The sequence below is a fragment of the Burkholderia sp. B21-005 genome, assembly GCF_020843965.1.
In the GTDB taxonomy this organism is placed as follows: Bacteria; Pseudomonadota; Gammaproteobacteria; order Burkholderiales; family Burkholderiaceae; genus Burkholderia; species Burkholderia ambifaria.
Genome location: NZ_CP086303.1, coordinates 395,643 through 412,129 on the forward strand (window position 1 = coordinate 395,643; position 16,487 = coordinate 412,129).

Sequence of the window (16,487 nt, forward strand, 5' to 3'; positions counted from 1 at the left end):
GTCGGCGTCAGCGCCGGTGTTGCAGACGGTAGTACCAGTCCATCAGCGGCGTCGCGGAGATCCCGTGCGCGATCACCGACGCCACCACGACGGCGAGCACCGGCGCCGCGAGCGGCCGCACGGTGCTGGATGGCCCGTGTTCGAGCGCGAACAGCAGGTAGTAGAACGAACCGATTCCGCGGATCCCGAACCAGGCCATCAGCCGCCGCTGGGCCAGCGTCGCGTGTGAGCCGGTGAGCGTCAGCAGCACCGCGAACGGCCGCACGGCGACGAACAGCACGAGCGCCAGCGCAATCGCGCCCCACGTGACGAGCAGGGCCGACAGCGTGCCGAGCACGCTGCCGATCATCGTCATCACGAGCGCCTCGGCGATCCGCTCGAGCTCGATCGTGAAATCGAGCACCGATTCGGCCATGAACGCATGGACTTTCTCCGGATGTTTCTCGGTCGCGATCACGTCCTCCGAATCGATCTGGCCGATCACTTCGCGCGGCGGACGGTCGCCGCTCGCGCGGTGTTCGATGCGGCGCATCGCGACGCCCGCGGCGAACGTCGCGATGAAGCCGAACGTATGCGCGAACTGCGCGGCGCCGAACGACAGCACGATCAGCGCGAGCGCGAAGAAGCCTTCGAAGCCCAGGGCCTGCGCATAGCGGGTGCGCAGCCGGCCGATCGCCTTGGTCGTTGCCGCGCCGAGCAGTCCGCCGATCGCGGCGGCGCCCGCGATGCCCCACAGCACGGCCAGCGCGAACGTGCCGGACAACGGCGGCGGCCCATGCGGCGTATCGGGCACGCCGCACAGCGCAAGGCCCGCGAGCGCGAACGGTAGCGCGATCCCGTCGTTCATCCCGCCTTCGCCGGACAGCGCGAAGCGCACCAGATCGCGGTCGCCGGGATCGTGCACCTGCACGTCGTGCGCGAGCACCGGGTCGGTCGGCGCGAGAATCGCCGCGAGCAGCAGCGCGGGGCCCCAGCCGAGGCCGAGCGTCAGCACCGCGCAGCCCGCGAGCAGCGGCACGGTGACGAGCATCGCGAGCAGGCCGAGCCGGCACGGCACGAGCCACAGCTTGTCGGACAGCGGCACGCGCAGCCGCAGCCCGATCGCGAACAGCGACACCAGCAGCGCGGCCTCGACGATCTCGCGCAGCAGCCGCGCGTCGCGCGCGATGTCGAGGTGGAGAAGCCCGACGCCGGACGGACCGAGCGCGACCCCGAGCACGAGATAGATCATCGCGGTGCTGCACGGCAGACGGCGCAGCGCCGACGTCGCGACGCCCATGCCCATCAGCACCGCGCCGATGATCAGATACCACAGCGTTTCATGCATGCGAGAAAGCGGAACAGGTCGATACGAGGCAGGCGGGGGCCGTCACGGCTTGCGCCCGAACGCCTCGCGCAATTTGCGCTTCGCGCGTTCGAGCGTCGTGCGGCGCGTTTTCGGCAGCGTGCGGCCGGCGCGATTCACGTAGAAGTTCAGCATCGACATCGCCGACTGGAACGGCGTCGCTTTGCGACGGCGGCTATGTTCGGCCGAGCGCTTGAGCGAAGCGGCGATCTCGCCCGGATCGTCTGACTTGAAGATCTCGGGCTCGATGTCGAGCGCGTCGCTCTTTTGCATGACGTCCGCGGACCAGCGCTTGCGCGGATGCGCAGCGTGGCCGCGGGTGCGTCCCGGACGGCGGGTCGCGCGTTTGCCGTGCGGATGGGAAGCGGAAGCTGAAGGCATGGCGGGGCTCCGTACGGGTTCGGGATGACGGGTGACGGGGCCGCAAGCCGCGTGCCGCGCCCGCTGACCGGCACGGGCCTTGCTGAATCGGATGCATAGGACATTCCACGACCAGCGATTCCATTGACGGAGAACGCTCCATGAAACCAGCATCCGAATCGAAAGCCGCCGCGCGCCGGATCGCCGCCTGCGCGGCCGTCGCGCTCTTGGGCGTGGCGCCGGCCGCATGGGCACAGAATTCGCAGCGTCCGGGTGAGGGCACCGGCGCGCCCATCCTGTCGCCGCCGGACGACACGTCGGCCCAGGGAACGAGCGGCATGTCGAACGGCAATACCGCGGCGCCGGCGACCCGCATGCAGGCGCCGCGCGGCGCCTCGCCCGTCCACCCGCCCGTGCGGACCAAACCGGGCGGCCCGAGCGGGGCCGGGACCGGCGGCAGCGGCAGCACGGGCGGCGGCGGCACGGCTGGCGGCAGCGTAGGCAGCGGCGGCGCGGGTTCCAGCGGTTACTGACGATCACGGTGTCGCGCCGGCACGGCCGGCGCGGCGCGTGGCGGCCCGCGGGCACGCGGCCGTCACGCCGCCAACACGCAGGAGGACATCATGCAATCGAATTACCGAACTTCGTTCGACGCAAACGACCTCGACCCCGACGAGGCCGATACCGACGGTCTCGATACGGCGGTGAATCTCGACGTCGAGACCGGCAGGATCACGTTTCATGCGGCGTGGGCGCTCGCCCCCCATGCGCCGCAGGGCATCGTGCGGCACTCGGTCGTGCTCGCGCTCGACTGCGACACGATGGCGCGATACGCGGACCTCGACGACGGCGCCCGGATGCGCGTGCACGCGATGCTGCACGACAGCGTGCAGGCCGCGCTCGAGTCGCTGCCGGAGGACACCGAGGACCTGACGGTGACGGTCGAGCTGACCGACGCGATGCTCGACGCCGCGCGCCATCTGCAATGAGCGCGGCGCGTGCCGCCTCGCACGAAAACACCGGCGATCCCGCCCCACGCGGTCGCGTTACATGTTCCGTTGAAATCTTTGCAGACGCCGCGTCGCCCGACGTGCCGCGAACCGCGCGCACCACGCGGCGGCATACCCGCGCGGTGTCGTTTGCCGATACGGGGGTCGTGCCCTGCCGGAACCGGGCCGTCCGGTCTGCCCCCACAGGGGCGCGGCACGCCGCTTGCTCCGCGACGGGCATCGGCACGACCGGTGCCGCAACACAACAGGGAGCATTCCATGACCGGCAAGCTGGATCATTGCAAGGTAGCGATACTCGCGGTCGACGGCTTCGAGGAAGCCGAGCTCGTCGAACCGCAGCGCGCGCTGGAGGCGGAAGGCGCCCAGGTCGACGTGATCTCGCAGAAGCCCGGCGAGATCCAGGGGCTCAGGCACGTCGACAAGGGCGATCGCGTGAAGGTCGACCGCACGTTCGACGATGCGCGCATAGGCGATTACGACGCGGTCGTGCTGCCCGGCGGCGTCGTCAACGGCGACGCGATCCGGATGCTGCCGGCCGCGCGCGAATTCGTGACCGCGGCCGTCGGCGCGGGCAAGCCGATCGCGGCGATCTGCCATGGCGGCTGGCTGCTCGTGTCGTCCGGGCTGGTCGACGGCCGCACGATGACGAGCTGGCCGAGCCTGCAGGACGACATCCGCAACGCGGGCGGCAAGTGGGTCGACCAGGAGGTCGTGCGTGACGGCAACCTCATCACGAGCCGCAAGCCCGACGACCTGCCTGCATTCAACGGCGCGCTGGTGCAGTCCCTCGCGTCGCGAGGAGGGTGAACGATGCCGACCGAATCCGTGCACAGCGTGAAACTGACCGACGCGCCACCGGAGTTCGACGGCGCGGTGCTGCAGATGCGCTTCGTCGTCGAGGTCGACGGGAAGCCGCAAATCTGCGCCATCACGGTCGAAGCGCTCGAAGATCATTTTGGGGCCAGCTCTGCGCTCGAAGCCGACCTGCGCGACGCGTTCGAACGCGGCCGTGCGCGCATCGAAGCCGCGTGCGCGGACGTGCTCGCCGACGGCAAGGGCGGCGCCGAGCTGCACAGCGGGTACTTCCGCGTGCAAGACAAGGCGGCGGGCGTTACGGCCCGCGCCGGGCTGGCCCGCTCGCGGAAATCGTGAGCCGCACGGCGCACGTCGGGCGCGCCGTAGCGAGCGACCCGTCGCGCCGCCGTTGGCGCTCCCGCCGTTGCCGCTCCGTTACACGCGGTTGAAAACTTTGCAGCGGCCGTCACGCGGTTCGCGGGGACACATCGCGCCGCGTGCCGGCCGCGCGCGGGGCGGCTGCGTCCCACATACTGGCACGCTCCCTGCATGTAGCTTCTGTTGTGGGCGCCCGATGCGCGCCCGCGCAGACGCGATGCGCCGCCGCATCGCACGAAGCTGGACACGGGGGAGACGAACATGCTGACAGCCCATGAATTTGCCGCGCTGTTCCTGGTGCACCGCGCGCCGGAACAGATTCAGAGCGACCGCGACGACGTCGTCGCGCTGGTCGAACAACAATTGATCGAGATACGTCGCGACGCGTCGGGCGTGAGCCGTCCCGCGCTGACCGCCGACGGATTGTCGATCGTGCAGTGCATGCAACGGCACGGCGGCACCGATGTGTGATGCAATCGCGTAACGCGATCGCGCTGCGGCGCCGGCCGGCAGGCGGCTCAGCGCGTGATCGCGACCGACGCGTTGACCTGTACGACCGGCGTATCGTCATCGAACGGCGGCGCGTACAGGAAGTGGTCGATCACGCCGGGTTCGAACAGCAGGCAGTAGGTCGAGCCGCCGTACTGGAAATAGCCGATCTCGTCGCCCTTGTCGATGCGCTGCCCCGGCACGACCTCGATCACGCACGATGACACGTCGCCCATCCCGACGAACACGCCCACCACGGTGCCGATCCCCGGATCGTCGCAGTCGATCGCGATCACCGCGCGCGCGGCGACCGCCGTCATGTAGCCCTGCGAGTCGTTGAGCCCGGCCGGATCCGGGCCTTCGGCTTCCGCGACCGAATAGTAGGTGCCGTCGACCCGGTACGCATGCGTGACGGTGCCGCGCACCGGCGCGTGCCAGCGGTGATAGTTGTACGCGCTTAGATACGCCTGATAGAGGTCGCCGCCGACGAAGCGTTCGGCGAGCGGCAGCCGCGCCGGCGTGAAGATGTCGCGCAGCGAATACGGCTGCCCCTTGATCCAGAACGTGTCGCGGATCTTCAGGCTGGACGCGGTGTGATACGGCGCGGCCTCGCACGCGCTGACGATCACGTGCGGATCGCCCGGCGCCGCGACGGGCCGCGCATCCGCGCGAAACCGGCGCGTGAAGAAGTCGTTCCACGAAGCGAAGCCCCAGTGCGGCTGATCTTCCTGGTACTGGAACTGCGACAGGCCCAGCCGCTCGCGCGCTTCGTCGCAGAACCAGCCGTCGGGTGCCGACGTGTCGAGATGCGCGCACGAATGCGGGCCGCCGAGGAAGTCGCACCACACGTTCAATACCTGCTTGAGGTGCGCATTGACCGCCGCGTCGCGAAACACCGCGTGGCCCGACGGCATGCACATCGGCCAGTCGAGGAACGCGTTCAGCGGACACACGATCAGGCTCGATTCGCTGAACGGCGGCGTGTAGGTCATCAGGTGGTCGATCACGGTCATCAATTCGCCGATCGACGCGTACCCGAGCTTGCGACCCGATTCGAGCGCCTCGTCGATCGCGCGCGTGAGGCTCATGCGCAGCACGGCATTGTCGTCGAACAGTCGCGCGAGTTCCTGCACGGCAGGCGTGCGCAACCGTTCGCCGGCATGCGCGCGCGCTTCGCCCGCAATTTTTTCGCGATACGCGGCCATGTGCGCTTCCTCGCGGGTCATCCATCCGCCCAGGCGATGGCGTGTGGCCGGTGGCGTGCTGCGGTCTGTCGGCATGGTCAACTCCGGCGCGGGTTGGGGTATGAAACGGATAGCAACGAATAGCAAGGCGCTTGCCCGATGCGCGGCACCGAAATTGCGGCGCTCGGCCGACGGTTTCTTTCGATGCCAATAGGAGGGCAAACATGAGCGCGGATTCGAATGGACGACAGACCAACGACGCGGCTTCGACCGGCGAGCGCCGCGACGGCGAGCAGCGGACCGTGGCGCCGACCCGCACGCGGGCGCGGGTGCGCGCGGCGACGTCGCGTGACGTCAAGCGGCGCAGCGAGCGCGGCGGCGGAAACGGGCCGATAGCGACGAGCGGGAATGACGCGACGGCCAAGCCGCTTTGGGAAGACGACCGCGGAGAGATGCCGCCGGAAGAATGGTCGTGATGATGTAACGGGCGCCGGGCGGGCCGGCGCGGTGCCGCCCGATTCAACCGCTCGGTTCCGGCACGCCCCATGTTTTTTGCGATGCATGGGTGTGTGCCTTTCCCGCGCATGCAAGGAATCACGAGCGGTATGTCTTCGTCCCGACGCGCCCGACGCGCCCGACACGCCCGACACGCCCGACACGCCCGACACGCCCGACACGCCCGACACGCCCGACACGCCCGACACGCCCGACACGCCCGACGCGATTAGCCCTCGACGGAAGTTCCATCATTTCCATATTTCGAGTATTATCGAAACATGGAAACGAACCAGACCATCGCCGCGCTCTCGGCGCTCGCGCACGAATCCCGCCTCGCCATCTTCCGCGCGCTCGTGCAGGCCGGCCCGTCGGGCTTGGCGGCCGGACAAATCGCGACGCTGCTCGACGTGCCGCCGTCGTCGCTGTCGTTTCATCTGAAGGAACTCGCCCACGCGCAACTCGTCACGAGCCGCCAGGAAGGCCGCTTCGTGTTCTATTGCGCGAACTTCGCGACGATGAACGGCCTCGTCGGCTACCTCACCGAGAACTGCTGCGGCGGCAATCCGTGCTCGCCGGTTTCCGCCTGTTCGCCCGCCTGCCCCGACCCAACGTAAGCCCACCTTCACGCCCCGCCGATGACCACCAACGTCCTGATCCTCTGTACCCACAACTCCGCGCGCAGCGTGCTCGCGGAGGGCATGCTCAATCACTGGGCCGCGAAGCTCGGCCGCGACGTGCGCGCCTACAGCGCCGGCAGTGCGCCGAGCGGCCGCCTCAATCCGTTCGCGCTGGACGCGCTGACGGGCGCCGGCGTCGACGTCAGCGGATACCGGAGCAAGAGCTGGGACGAATTCGTCGGCGACGGCGCGCCGGAAATGCGCATCGTCGTCACGGTATGCGACAGCGCGGCCGCGGAGGCTTGCCCGTACTGGCCGGGCAGCCCCGTGAAAGTGCATTGGGGCTACGCCGATCCGTCGAACGCGGCGGGCGGCGATGCGGGCAAGCAGCTCGCGTTCGAACTGACGCGCGAGGCGCTCGGCTACCGGATGCTGCAACTGCTGGCGCTTCCGCTCGAACGCATGAGCAACGCCGAACTCCAGGCGGCATTGACCGCCATTGCGCAAAACTGAGCGGTCGTCCGGCGGCATGCGCGAACCTGCATGCCGCACGCCTTTCTCCATCCCGAGCCACGTCCGATGAACACGTCCAACGTCGTCCCGCCTCGCAATGCCGCCGTCAGGCCCGCGATCAACTTCTTCGAACGCTACCTGACGCTCTGGGTCGCGCTGTGCATCGTCGCCGGCATCGCGCTCGGCCAGCTGCTGCCGGGCCTGTTCCAGCGGATCGGCCGCATCGAATATGCGCAGGTCAACCTGCCGGTCGGGCTGCTGATCTGGGTGATGATCGTGCCGATGCTTGTGAAGGTGGACTTCGGCGCGCTGCATGAGGTGCGCCGGCATGTGAAGGGAATCGGCGTCACGCTCGCGGTGAACTGGCTCGTCAAGCCGTTCTCGATGGCTTTCCTCGGCTGGCTGTTCGTGCGGCAACTGTTCGCGCCGATGCTGCCGGCGGACCAGCTCGACAGCTACATCGCCGGCCTGATCCTGCTGGCCGCCGCGCCGTGCACGGCGATGGTGTTCGTGTGGAGCCGGCTCACGGGCGGCGATCCGCTGTTCACGCTGTCGCAGGTCGCGCTCAACGACAGCATCATGGTGATCGCGTTCGCGCCGCTGGTCGGGCTGCTGCTGGGGATGTCCGCGATTACCGTGCCGTGGGCGACGCTGCTCACGTCGGTGGTGCTCTATATCGTGATTCCGGTGATCCTCGCGCAGCTTTGGCGCAGGCGGCTGCTGAGGAACGGGCAGGCCGCGTTCGATGCCGCGATGGCGAGGATCGGCCCGTGGTCGATCGCCGCGCTGCTCGCGACGCTCGTGCTGCTGTTCGCGTTCCAGGGCGAAGCGATCCTCAAGCAGCCGCTGGTGATCGCGTTGCTCGCGGTGCCGATCCTGATCCAGGTGTTCTTCAATGCGGCGCTCGCGTACTGGCTCAACCGCGCGGTGGGCGAGAAGCACAACGTCGCGTGCCCGTCCGCGCTGATCGGCGCATCCAATTTCTTCGAGCTCGCCGTCGCGGCCGCGATCAGCCTGTTCGGTTTTCACTCCGGGGCGGCGCTCGCGACCGTCGTCGGCGTGTTGATCGAGGTGCCGGTCATGCTGCTGGTGGTGCGCATCGTGAACCGGTCGAAGGGCTGGTACGAGCGCGTTTGAGCCAACCCGGGAATCCATCCATGACCGACCGACTGACCGACCTGCCGCAACTCGATCCCGCTTTGTTCCAGGTACCGGACGCGAGCCGCTTGCGGCCGGCGTCGCCGTCCACCCATCCGCCGCGTTTCCTGCTGCTGTACGGTTCGCTGCGCGAGCGTTCGTTCAGCCGCCTGCTGGTCGAGGAAGCCGAGCGCCTGCTCACCGCGATGGGCGCGGAGGTGCGCGTGTTCAATCCGAGCGGCCTGCCGCTGCCCGACGATGCGCCGGAGAGCCATCCGAAAGTCGTCGAACTTCGCGAACTTGTGATGTGGTCGGAAGGGATGGTGTGGTGCTCGCCGGAACGACACGGCGCGATGACGGGCATCATGAAGTCGCAGATCGACTGGATTCCGCTGTCGATCGGCGCCGTGCGGCCGACGCAGGGCAAGACGCTCGCGGTGATGCAGGTCAGCGGCGGCTCGCAGTCGTTCAACGCGGTGAACCAGATGCGCGTGCTGGGGCGCTGGATGCGCATGCTGACGATCCCGAACCAGTCGTCGGTGGCCAAGGCGTTCATGGAATTCGACGAAGCGGGGCGGATGAAGCCGTCGGCCTATTACGATCGGGTCGTCGACGTGCTGGAGGAGCTGGTCAAGTTCACGCTGCTGACGCGCGACATCGGCCCGTATCTGGTCGACCGGTACAGCGAGCGGAAGGAAAGCGCGGAGGAATTGTCGAAGCGGGTGAATCAGCGCGGGATCTGAGCGGCAAGGTGCCGTCAATTCAATCGGGAGTCGATGTCATGCAACTTCGCTCGGCAGCGTTATCCGACCTGGCCTCGATCGAGGCATTGCTGCGCGCTTCGAACCTGCCGACTGCCGGTGTCGCGGAGCATCTGGGAAACTTCGTCGTGCTTGCCAATCCGCCCGACTTGATGGGATGCGGCGGTATTGAATACCACGAAGACTGCGCGTTGATCCGGTCGGTTGCCATCGTATCGCACGCGCACGGAAACGGCCTCGGTAGCGCGATCGTGGAGCGGCTGATCGCGGCGTGTCGAGCACGCTCCGTCCGGTCCATCGGACTGCTGACGACGACCGCGGAGGACTATTTCGCCGGCTTTGGTTTCGTGCCCGTTGCGCGTCAGGATGTACCGGGGCCGCTGCTGGCGTCCAGCCAGTTTCGCGGTGTGTGTCCGGACGCGGCCACGGCGATGTTGTTGGCGTGTTGAGCGGGTAGGTGGGGCGCCGTGTGAAGGTTGACCTCGGGCGCCGGCCGTCTTTGCACGGAACAGATTACGGCTCGCGGCGCTTCGTATCGACTGCCACCAGCACCGCAACCGGCAACGCCGCCAGACAGCGAGCGAGCCGCATCGTGCCGTCCGGCGCCTCGACTTCGCTTCCGTCATTCAGCCAGTCGATCCACCGCTCGCTGGCGCCGCGCGGCAGCACCACGACCGTCTCTCCCCATTCATGAGGGTCGACGCGCGGCAATTCCGGCGCTTCGCCCAGCCATCCGCACGCGAGTCGCGTGGCGATCACCACGATCGTCGCGCTTTCGTCGCATCGGGCGAACGCCACCGCATGCCGTCCGAGCCTGCCGCGCACGCGCAGCGGCACATAGGCGCCCTCCGCGAACGTCGCGGGCCAGCGCGTGCGCAGCGCGAGCATCCGCTCGACGAGCGCGCGCTTCACGCGCGCATCGGGCCAGTGCCGCAGATACGCGGCAACCGGTTCGTCGACCCGTTCGGCCGCGAGCGCGGCAAACGGCACGTCGCGCCGGTTGTCCGGATCGACGAGCGAGTGATCCCATGACTCGGTCCCCTGGTACAGATCGGGCACGCCCGGCGACGCCATTCGCAGCGCCGCCTGCGCGAGACTGTTGACGACGCCGGCCGGCGCGATCCGCGCGACGAACGCATGCAGCCGATGCACGAAATCGCCGGCGCCGTGCGGCGTCAGGATCGCGCGCACGAACTGCTCGCAATCGCGTTCGTAGTCGGCGTCCGGCGCGAGCCAGTCCGTATGCTGTTTCGCTTCGCGCAATGCCTTGGTCTGCCAGCGCACCACGCGTTCCGCCAGCGCGGCAAGCGCGGTCGCATCGACGGGCGCGAGCCCCGGCGGCCAGCAGCCGACGAGTGTCTGGTACAGCATCGCTTCCGCGGCCGGCCCTGGCGCCCACGCGAGATCGCGATGCGCGCCGCCGCGGTGCGGCTGGTTCAGCGCGGACCAGTCGAGCGACACCGCGCGCCAGGCGTCGGGCATTTCGCTGAGCACCGCGAGCCGCACACGCGCATCCTCACCGCGCTTGTGATCATGCGTCGCGGTCGCGACGAGCGTATGGGGGACGGTGCGCGCGCGACGCCGGTTGCGCGCATGGAACGCGCCGCGCGACAGGCTGAAGTCGCCCGCGTCGGCGCCGACCTCGTTGCGCGACAGCAATCGCCCGTACCGGTAGTTGGCCGTGTCCTCGACGCCCTTCGCGGCGAGCGGCGCGGTGAGCTGCGCGAACGCGACACGCGCCGCGTGCAGCAGCGCGGCATCCGCGCGCGGCACGCGCATGCCCGGCAGCCCGAGCCAGCCGGCGACGCGATCGAGCGCATAGCGGTCGGACGGATCGATCGCGGCGCACGCCGCGTCGTACGCGAGTGCCAGCACGCGACCATCGGCGCCGGCGGGCTCATCGCCTAGCGTCGGGTACATCCGGTATACGGGCAGGTGCACGACAAGTTCGCCCAGCACGCGATGGATCGCGATCCGGCTGACGTCGCGCGTCGCGGGCGCCGCGCGCGCGATGCGGTGCAAGGCTCGCGCGACGCGCGCGTGTTCGCCGGCGAGTTGCCGCTTCAGCACCCGCCGCTTGCCGGCCACCGCTTCCTGCGCGAACGACCGCGCGGACCCCGACACGGCTGCCCAGTGCGCGGCGAGCGGCGCGGCGCCGGCCGGATCGTGCAGCAGCGCGGCGACGTCGTTCATGAAGTCGTAGCCGGTCGTGCCGTCGACGCGCCAGTCTTCGCGCAGCGTCTCGCCCGGCGCGAGGATCTTCTCGACGACGACATACGGCCGCTCGTCGCGTTGCGCGGCGAGCCGCGCATGCAGGCGCCGGCAGTACGCGCGCGGATCGGCGAGGCCGTCGACGTGATCGACGCGCAGGCCGTCGATGTAGCCGGCCGCATGAAGCCCCAATGGCAGCGCGTGCACCGCGTCGAACACCGCGTCGTCCTCGACGCGCACGGCCGCGAGCGTCGCGATGTCGAAGAAGCGCCGCCAGTTCAATTCGTCGGCGGCCGTGCGCCACCACGCGAGCCGGTAGTGCTGGCGTTCGAGCAAGCGGTGCAGGCACGCGCGTGAGCGTGCGCGGCGCGGGTCGGCGCCGCGCAATATCGCGTCGAACGCATGCGGACCCTGTGCGGCGGCGTAGTCGCGCAGCGCCGTGTGCGCGGCCGCGACGTGCGGGCCGCCGCGCGCCGACGCGGCGGCGAAACGCTCGGCGAGCGCGTTCAGGTCCGCGCGGTTCGCGATGCGCAGGATCTCCGCGTAGGTCGCGATGGCGACCGGCAGCCGCCTGCCCGGGCAGGTGATGAAGAAGCGCCCGGCCGCTGGATCGGCACCGAGCGTGATGTCGCCGGACGCGAGCGCGTCGCCGTAGGGCGCGCCGAGGCAGGGCAGCAGCACCTTGCCGTCGAGCGCCGCATCGGGCGGGTGCCAGTCGATGTCGAAGTAGCGTGCGTACGGGCTCGCCTGGCCCCATTCGAGCACGTCGTTCCACCAGCCGTTCGACGCGCCGCCGACACCCATGTGGTTCGGCACGATGTCGACGATCACGCCGAGGCCGCGCGCACGCAGCGCATCGACGAGGCGCCGGAAGCCGGCTTCGCCGCCGAGTTCCGTGCTGATCGCGTGATGGTCGACGGTATCGTAGCCGTGCAGCGAACCGGGCTCGGCCGTCGTGATCGGCGACAGGTACAGGTGGCTCACGCCGAGGCGCGCGAAATAGTCGGCGTGCGCGGCCGCGTCGTCGAACGTGAAGCCCGCGTGCAACTGCAATCGCAGGGTCGCGCGCGGCGTCATGCGTCGTCCTCCGGGGCTTGGCGCGCGTGCTCGATCGCCGCGATGCGTGTGCGCACGTCGGCATCGAACAGCGCGTCGACCGCGCGCGGCAGCCGGCGCAGCCAGTTCGGATGGCCGCACGGCGGGCCGGGGAGATTCGGTTGCTCGTCCAGCGCGAGCAGATCCTCGAGCGGCATGATCGCGAGCGGCGACGGGCTGCGCGCGACGTACGCGAGGACTGCGCCGACGGGCGGCGTGTCGGCGGGCGGGATCGGATCGCCGGCCGGTGCGCAGCCGGCGTGCTGCAACGCGCACCACAGCGCCGCGCGGTCTGTGGTGCGTTCGTCCTGGGCGGCGCGGAGGTCGAAAGAAGCGGGGGGTGGCGCGTCGTGGCCGTCATCCGTGGCGGGAGTATCGTTGCGCAGGACCGGATCGATCCGTTCGTCGTGGTCCGTGTCGTGTGCGGCCGCGGCGAGGCCGACGTCGCCACCGGCATTGCGCGGCTTGGCCGGCGCCGCAGCGGCACCCGCCGCAACCCGCCGCCATTCGAGATCGACACCCCGCCACCAGCCGGCCACGGTCGGCAGGTCATGCGTCGACGTCATCGCGATCGTGTCGCGATCCCACGCGGACGGCGGCCGAAATGCGCGATCCGCGTCACGTTCGAACCACAGCACGCGCATCCCGGCGATGCCCTGCGCGCCGAGCCGCTCGCGAAAACCCGCCGGCACCGTGCCCAGATCCTCGCCGATCGCCACCGCCCGGTGCCGCGCGGCCTCCAGCGCGACGAGCCGCACCAGATCGTCGAGCGGATAACGCAGGTACGCGCCGTCGCGCGCCGAGCCGCCTTCCGGCACGATCCACATCCGCGCGAAGCCGAGCACATGATCGATGCGAATCCCGCCTGCATGGGCGAAGGCCGTGCGCAACAGGTCGATGAACGGCGTGAAGCCGTTCGCGCGCAGCGCGGCGGGCGTCCACGTCGTCACGCCCCACGCCTGGCCGTCCGCATTGAACAGGTCGGGCGGTGCGCCAACCGACACGCCGCGCAACAGCGTCGTGCCGTGCGCCCACGCGTCGCTGCCCGCGCGATCGGATCCGACCGCGAGATCGGCGATCAGCCCGACCACCATCTCGGCATCGCGCGCCGCCTGCTGCGCGTCGCCGAGCGCGCGCGACGCGCACCATTGCAGGAACGTGTGGAACGCAATCGCGTCGGCATGGGCGTGCGCGAATGCGTCGACCTCGGCCGTGGCCGGCATCCGCCACTGCGCGGGCCAATGCCGCCAGTCCGCGCCGATCCCGTGCTCGATGCAGAACGCCTGCAGCGCGTCGAAGCGCGCATGCGCGTCGAGTGCCGCCCCGCCCGCCGCGCGAAACTGCTCGAACGCGTCGCGCGAGGGCGCGCCGTTTGCACGCCACGCGTCGAAGCACGCGCGCAGACGTTGCAGTTTCAACGGCAGCACCTGCGGCCAGTCGATCAGCGGCGTATCTGGCGCGGGTGCGACGTCCGCCGCCGCGCCGTTCGTGCGCCGCACGACATCGGCACCCGGTACGGCATCGCAGTCGAGATACGCGACGTTGTGCCAGCGTCGCGACGACGGCGAATACGGGCTGTCGTGCTCGGGCAGCGCCGGATAGCCGGCATGCGTCGGGCTGATCGCAACCGCGTCGGCGCCGTGCCGTGCCGCCTGCGCGGCGAGGCCCGCCAGCGCGGTGTAGTCGCCCGCGCCGTCGTCGCCCGCACGCCGCAGGCCGTAAAGCTGGGCCGAGATGCCCCAGCGGCGCGGCGCTTCCGGCAGGCCGTCGCCGGCAGCGAACGGCCGCGCGCGCGGCGGCGCGATCGCGAGCCCGATGCGGTGCTCGCCGATGTCGAGCGCGTGATAGCCGGGCAGCTCGAGTGGCGGCAGCGTGCCGTATTCGCCCGCGCCGGCCACGCGCCCGTCGACGTGCTCGCCCGATTCGAGCGTGATTCGCAAGCGCGCGCCGGGCGGCGCGACGGTGCGCGGCAGCGTCAGCGGCACGCCCGCATCGCCCGTGACGACCGGCGGCGTGGCGTCGTGCGCGTCGGCGAGCGCGGCCGCGCTGTCGACCCGCTCGATCGGTGTGCCGCAGGGCCAGCCGAGCGCATCGACGAGCGCGACGAGCGAATCGTCGACCACCCGCCGCGCGACGCCACCCGCGTCGATCCAGTCGGGTTCGAGCCCGGCCGCGCGCGCGAGCTCGGCGATCGGTACGTCGGTCGTCATGGTCGCGTGTGCCCGTTCGCGCGGTGTTTCAGCGCATCGTGGTTGACCGCACCGTCGCGCCATGCGATGCAGCTGTGTGAGGGCAGCCGCTGGTCGGCGAGCCGGTCGCGCGCGCGCGGCGGCGTCTCGAACACGATCTTGCCGACCGGCAGCGCGGGCAGCACCGCGTCGTGCGAGCCGGGATTGAACGCGATCGTCAACGTGCTGCCGTCGCCGAGCCGCCAGCGCGCGACGAGCGCCTCCGCGTCGGGGTGGTCCTTTCCATTTCCGTGACCCGCCAGCAACTCGACGCCGAGCGCGCGCGCGCCGGGCAGGTGCGGCGTGACCAGCGCCGCGCGCACCGTCAGCGCGCTGCGGTAGAAGTGCCGCCATGCGTCGGCGTCGGGCCAAGCATCGTCGTCCGCGTGGGCCGGCGACGAGCGCACGAACGTGCCGACGTCGTTCGGATCGGGGATCGCATCGCGATGCGCGGCGTCGGCGAACGCGGAAAACGCGGCGAACTCGCGGCGACGGCCTTCGCGCACCGCATCGGCGAGTTCGCCGCGATAGTCGGTGAAGAACTGGAACGGCTGCGTGCTGCCGTCTTCCTCGCCCATGAACAGCAGCGGGATCTGCGGCGCGAGCAGCATCAACGCGGTCGCGGCGCGCACCGCGTCGTCGTTCGCGAGCGCGCGCAGCCGTTCGCCGAACGCGCGGTTGCCGATCTGGTCGTGGTTCTGCAGGAACGTGACGAACGCGGTGGGCGGCAGGTGCGCGCTCGACTCGCCGCGCGGTGCGCCGCCGTGCAGCGGCGACGGCTCGCCCTGATACGCGAAGCCTTCGCCGAGCGTGCGCGCGAGACGGCGCAGCGGCGCGTCGGCGTATGCGCGGTAGTAGCCTTCGTGCTCGCCGGTCAGCAGCACGTGTGCGCTGTTGTGGAAGTCGTCGTTCCACTGTGCATCGAAGCCGTCGGGCCCGAGCAGGCTCGCCGTATTGCGTTCGTTCTCGAGCACCAGATGCACGTGGCGCGCCTCGCCGAAATGGTTGCGCACGCGCCGTGCCAGCTCGCGCAGCCACGCGTCGTCGTCGATCGCATGCGCGGCGTCGATGCGCAGGCCGTCGAAACGGAATTCGTCGAGCCAGTACAGCGCGTTGTCGAGGAAGAACGCGCTCGTCTGCGCCCGCGAGAAATCGATCGCCGGGCCCCACGCGGTCTGTCGGTCCGCCCGGAAAAATTCGGGCGCATAGCGTGGCAGCAGGTTGCCGTCGGGGCCGAAGTGGTTGTACACGACGTCGAGAAACACTTGCAGTCCGAGCCCGTGCGCGGCGTCGACGAGCGCCTTCAGCTCCTCGGGCCGGCCATATGACGCATCGGGCGCGAACGGCAGCACCCCGTCGTAGCCCCAGTTGCGCGCACCGGGGAACGCGTTGACGGGCATCAGCTCGAGCGCGGTTACGCCGAGCGCGGCGATGTCGGGCAGGCGCCGCTCGACGCTCGCATAGCCGCCGCAGGCACCGACGTGCAGCTCGTACAGCACCGTCTCGTGCCACGGCCGGCCGCGCCACGCGTCGTTGCGCCAGCGGTACGCGGCCGGATCGACGACCTGGCTCGGGCCGTGCACGTCGGACGGCTGGAAGCGCGACGCGGGATCGGGCACCGCGAGACCGTCGTCGAGCAGGAAGCGGTACAGCGTGCCGGGGCCGCAGCGCGCGACGACCTCGAACCAGCCGTCGCCGGCGGCCCGCATCGCGATGCGCGCGTCGCCGTGCAGTTCGACCGCGGCCGTGCGGCTCGCGGGCGCCCATAACCGGAAGCGCGTGTGCTCCGCGTCGAGGCAGGCCGCGCCGAACGACGACGCGAACGCGTGCGTGCCGGGCGGATGAGCGGTACGTGACGACATGGCG

17 protein-coding genes are annotated in these 16,487 nt (G+C 70.1%); 11 read left to right on the forward strand and 6 right to left on the reverse strand.

Translation table 11 applies throughout. The features are described from left to right. Positions 1 to 7: 7 nt before the first annotated feature. A complete protein-coding gene (locus LMA02_RS32350; RefSeq protein ID WP_228910739.1) occupies positions 8 to 1,327 on the reverse strand; it encodes a cation:proton antiporter in 1,320 nt (439 codons plus the stop codon). A 42-nt stretch (positions 1,328 to 1,369) separates the two neighbouring features. Then, positions 1,370 to 1,726, reverse strand: coding sequence for a DUF3175 domain-containing protein (locus LMA02_RS32355; RefSeq protein WP_228910740.1), 357 nt, complete (start codon positions 1,724 to 1,726; stop codon positions 1,370 to 1,372). Between the two features lie 140 nt (positions 1,727 to 1,866). Here LMA02_RS32355 and LMA02_RS32360 point away from each other — a divergent pair, with 140 nt between their 5' ends. From LMA02_RS32360 to LMA02_RS32380, 5 genes are all read left to right on the forward strand, one after another. Continuing rightward, positions 1,867 to 2,238 (forward strand): hypothetical protein, encoded by a 372-nt coding sequence (locus LMA02_RS32360; RefSeq protein ID WP_228910741.1) that lies wholly within the window; start codon positions 1,867 to 1,869, stop codon positions 2,236 to 2,238. A gap of 90 nt (positions 2,239 to 2,328) precedes the next feature. Then, the gene (locus LMA02_RS32365; RefSeq protein WP_228910742.1) at positions 2,329 to 2,694 is read left to right on the forward strand and encodes a hypothetical protein; all 366 of its coding nucleotides are present in this window, start codon (positions 2,329 to 2,331) and stop codon (positions 2,692 to 2,694) included. Between the two features lie 279 nt (positions 2,695 to 2,973). Next, positions 2,974 to 3,522: a type 1 glutamine amidotransferase domain-containing protein gene (locus LMA02_RS32370; RefSeq protein WP_228910743.1), complete on the forward strand. Its 549-nt coding sequence runs from the start codon at positions 2,974 to 2,976 to the stop codon at positions 3,520 to 3,522. 3 nt (positions 3,523 to 3,525) lie between these two features. Next, on the forward strand, positions 3,526 to 3,867 hold the full coding sequence (locus tag LMA02_RS32375; protein ID WP_228910744.1) for a DUF1488 domain-containing protein: 342 nt from the start codon (positions 3,526 to 3,528) through the stop codon (positions 3,865 to 3,867). Between the two features lie 282 nt (positions 3,868 to 4,149). Continuing rightward, complete coding sequence (locus tag LMA02_RS32380) at positions 4,150 to 4,359, forward strand: hypothetical protein (protein ID WP_324251335.1); 210 nt, start codon at positions 4,150 to 4,152, stop codon at positions 4,357 to 4,359. A gap of 47 nt (positions 4,360 to 4,406) precedes the next feature. Here the strand turns inward: LMA02_RS32380 and LMA02_RS32385 are convergent, their stop codons facing one another. Then, positions 4,407 to 5,657 (reverse strand): phosphatidylserine decarboxylase family protein, encoded by a 1,251-nt coding sequence (locus tag LMA02_RS32385; RefSeq protein WP_228910746.1) that lies wholly within the window; start codon positions 5,655 to 5,657, stop codon positions 4,407 to 4,409. A gap of 128 nt (positions 5,658 to 5,785) precedes the next feature. Here LMA02_RS32385 and LMA02_RS32390 point away from each other — a divergent pair, with 128 nt between their 5' ends. From LMA02_RS32390 to arsN2, 6 genes are all read left to right on the forward strand, one after another. After that, the gene (locus LMA02_RS32390) at positions 5,786 to 6,037 is read left to right on the forward strand and encodes a hypothetical protein (protein ID WP_228910747.1); all 252 of its coding nucleotides are present in this window, start codon (positions 5,786 to 5,788) and stop codon (positions 6,035 to 6,037) included. Positions 6,038 to 6,337: 300 nt separating this feature from the next. Then, complete coding sequence (locus LMA02_RS32395) at positions 6,338 to 6,673, forward strand: ArsR/SmtB family transcription factor (RefSeq protein WP_175757805.1); 336 nt, start codon at positions 6,338 to 6,340, stop codon at positions 6,671 to 6,673. A gap of 21 nt (positions 6,674 to 6,694) precedes the next feature. Next, a complete protein-coding gene (locus LMA02_RS32400) occupies positions 6,695 to 7,189 on the forward strand; it encodes an arsenate reductase ArsC (protein ID WP_228910748.1) in 495 nt (164 codons plus the stop codon). A 66-nt stretch (positions 7,190 to 7,255) separates the two neighbouring features. Next, positions 7,256 to 8,326, forward strand: a complete 1,071-nt coding sequence (gene arsB, locus LMA02_RS32405; protein ID WP_228910749.1) for an ACR3 family arsenite efflux transporter — start codon at positions 7,256 to 7,258, stop codon at positions 8,324 to 8,326. A gap of 20 nt (positions 8,327 to 8,346) precedes the next feature. Then, positions 8,347 to 9,069: an arsenical resistance protein ArsH gene (arsH, locus tag LMA02_RS32410; RefSeq protein ID WP_228910750.1), complete on the forward strand. Its 723-nt coding sequence runs from the start codon at positions 8,347 to 8,349 to the stop codon at positions 9,067 to 9,069. A gap of 38 nt (positions 9,070 to 9,107) precedes the next feature. Then, a complete protein-coding gene (arsN2, locus tag LMA02_RS32415; RefSeq protein ID WP_228910751.1) occupies positions 9,108 to 9,536 on the forward strand; it encodes an arsenic resistance N-acetyltransferase ArsN2 in 429 nt (142 codons plus the stop codon). A 64-nt stretch (positions 9,537 to 9,600) separates the two neighbouring features. Here arsN2 and treY read toward each other — a convergent pair whose 3' ends face one another. From treY to treZ, 3 genes are read right to left on the reverse strand one after another with little or no spacing between them, the layout of a single operon-like run. Next, positions 9,601 to 12,375, reverse strand: coding sequence for a malto-oligosyltrehalose synthase (gene treY, locus LMA02_RS32420; RefSeq protein WP_228910752.1), 2,775 nt, complete (start codon positions 12,373 to 12,375; stop codon positions 9,601 to 9,603). Then, a complete protein-coding gene (gene malQ, locus LMA02_RS32425) occupies positions 12,372 to 14,603 on the reverse strand; it encodes a 4-alpha-glucanotransferase (RefSeq protein WP_228910753.1) in 2,232 nt (743 codons plus the stop codon). Before malQ ends, treY begins: the two co-directional genes overlap by 4 nt. Continuing rightward, positions 14,600 to 16,483 carry a malto-oligosyltrehalose trehalohydrolase gene (gene treZ, locus LMA02_RS32430; RefSeq protein ID WP_228910754.1) on the reverse strand — a complete coding sequence of 628 codons (1,884 nt, stop codon included), beginning with the start codon at positions 16,481 to 16,483 and terminating at the stop codon, positions 14,600 to 14,602. The genes malQ and treZ overlap by 4 nt, the downstream gene beginning before the upstream one ends. Positions 16,484 to 16,487 lie beyond the last annotated feature (4 nt).

Excerpts from the sequence above, each read along its gene's own strand:
- malQ (WP_228910753.1), bottom strand. The coding sequence starts at position 14,603 with ATGACGACCGACGTACCGATCGCCGAGCTCGCGCGCGCGGCCGGGCTC.
- LMA02_RS32370 (WP_228910743.1), top strand. The coding sequence starts at position 2,974 with ATGACCGGCAAGCTGGATCATTGCAAGGTAGCGATACTCGCGGTCGAC.
- LMA02_RS32365 (WP_228910742.1), top strand. The coding sequence starts at position 2,329 with ATGCAATCGAATTACCGAACTTCGTTCGACGCAAACGACCTCGACCCC.
- arsB (WP_228910749.1), top strand. The coding sequence starts at position 7,256 with ATGAACACGTCCAACGTCGTCCCGCCTCGCAATGCCGCCGTCAGGCCC.
- LMA02_RS32395 (WP_175757805.1), top strand. The coding sequence starts at position 6,338 with ATGGAAACGAACCAGACCATCGCCGCGCTCTCGGCGCTCGCGCACGAA.
- treY (WP_228910752.1), bottom strand. The coding sequence starts at position 12,375 with ATGACGCCGCGCGCGACCCTGCGATTGCAGTTGCACGCGGGCTTCACG.
- treZ (WP_228910754.1), bottom strand. The coding sequence starts at position 16,483 with ATGTCGTCACGTACCGCTCATCCGCCCGGCACGCACGCGTTCGCGTCG.
- arsN2 (WP_228910751.1), top strand. The coding sequence starts at position 9,108 with ATGCAACTTCGCTCGGCAGCGTTATCCGACCTGGCCTCGATCGAGGCA.
- LMA02_RS32380 (WP_324251335.1), top strand. The coding sequence starts at position 4,150 with ATGCTGACAGCCCATGAATTTGCCGCGCTGTTCCTGGTGCACCGCGCG.
- LMA02_RS32350 (WP_228910739.1), bottom strand. The coding sequence starts at position 1,327 with ATGCATGAAACGCTGTGGTATCTGATCATCGGCGCGGTGCTGATGGGC.
- LMA02_RS32375 (WP_228910744.1), top strand. The coding sequence starts at position 3,526 with ATGCCGACCGAATCCGTGCACAGCGTGAAACTGACCGACGCGCCACCG.
- LMA02_RS32360 (WP_228910741.1), top strand. The coding sequence starts at position 1,867 with ATGAAACCAGCATCCGAATCGAAAGCCGCCGCGCGCCGGATCGCCGCC.
- LMA02_RS32385 (WP_228910746.1), bottom strand. The coding sequence starts at position 5,657 with ATGCCGACAGACCGCAGCACGCCACCGGCCACACGCCATCGCCTGGGC.
- arsH (WP_228910750.1), top strand. The coding sequence starts at position 8,347 with ATGACCGACCGACTGACCGACCTGCCGCAACTCGATCCCGCTTTGTTC.
- LMA02_RS32400 (WP_228910748.1), top strand. The coding sequence starts at position 6,695 with ATGACCACCAACGTCCTGATCCTCTGTACCCACAACTCCGCGCGCAGC.
- LMA02_RS32355 (WP_228910740.1), bottom strand. The coding sequence starts at position 1,726 with ATGCCTTCAGCTTCCGCTTCCCATCCGCACGGCAAACGCGCGACCCGC.
- LMA02_RS32390 (WP_228910747.1), top strand. The coding sequence starts at position 5,786 with ATGAGCGCGGATTCGAATGGACGACAGACCAACGACGCGGCTTCGACC.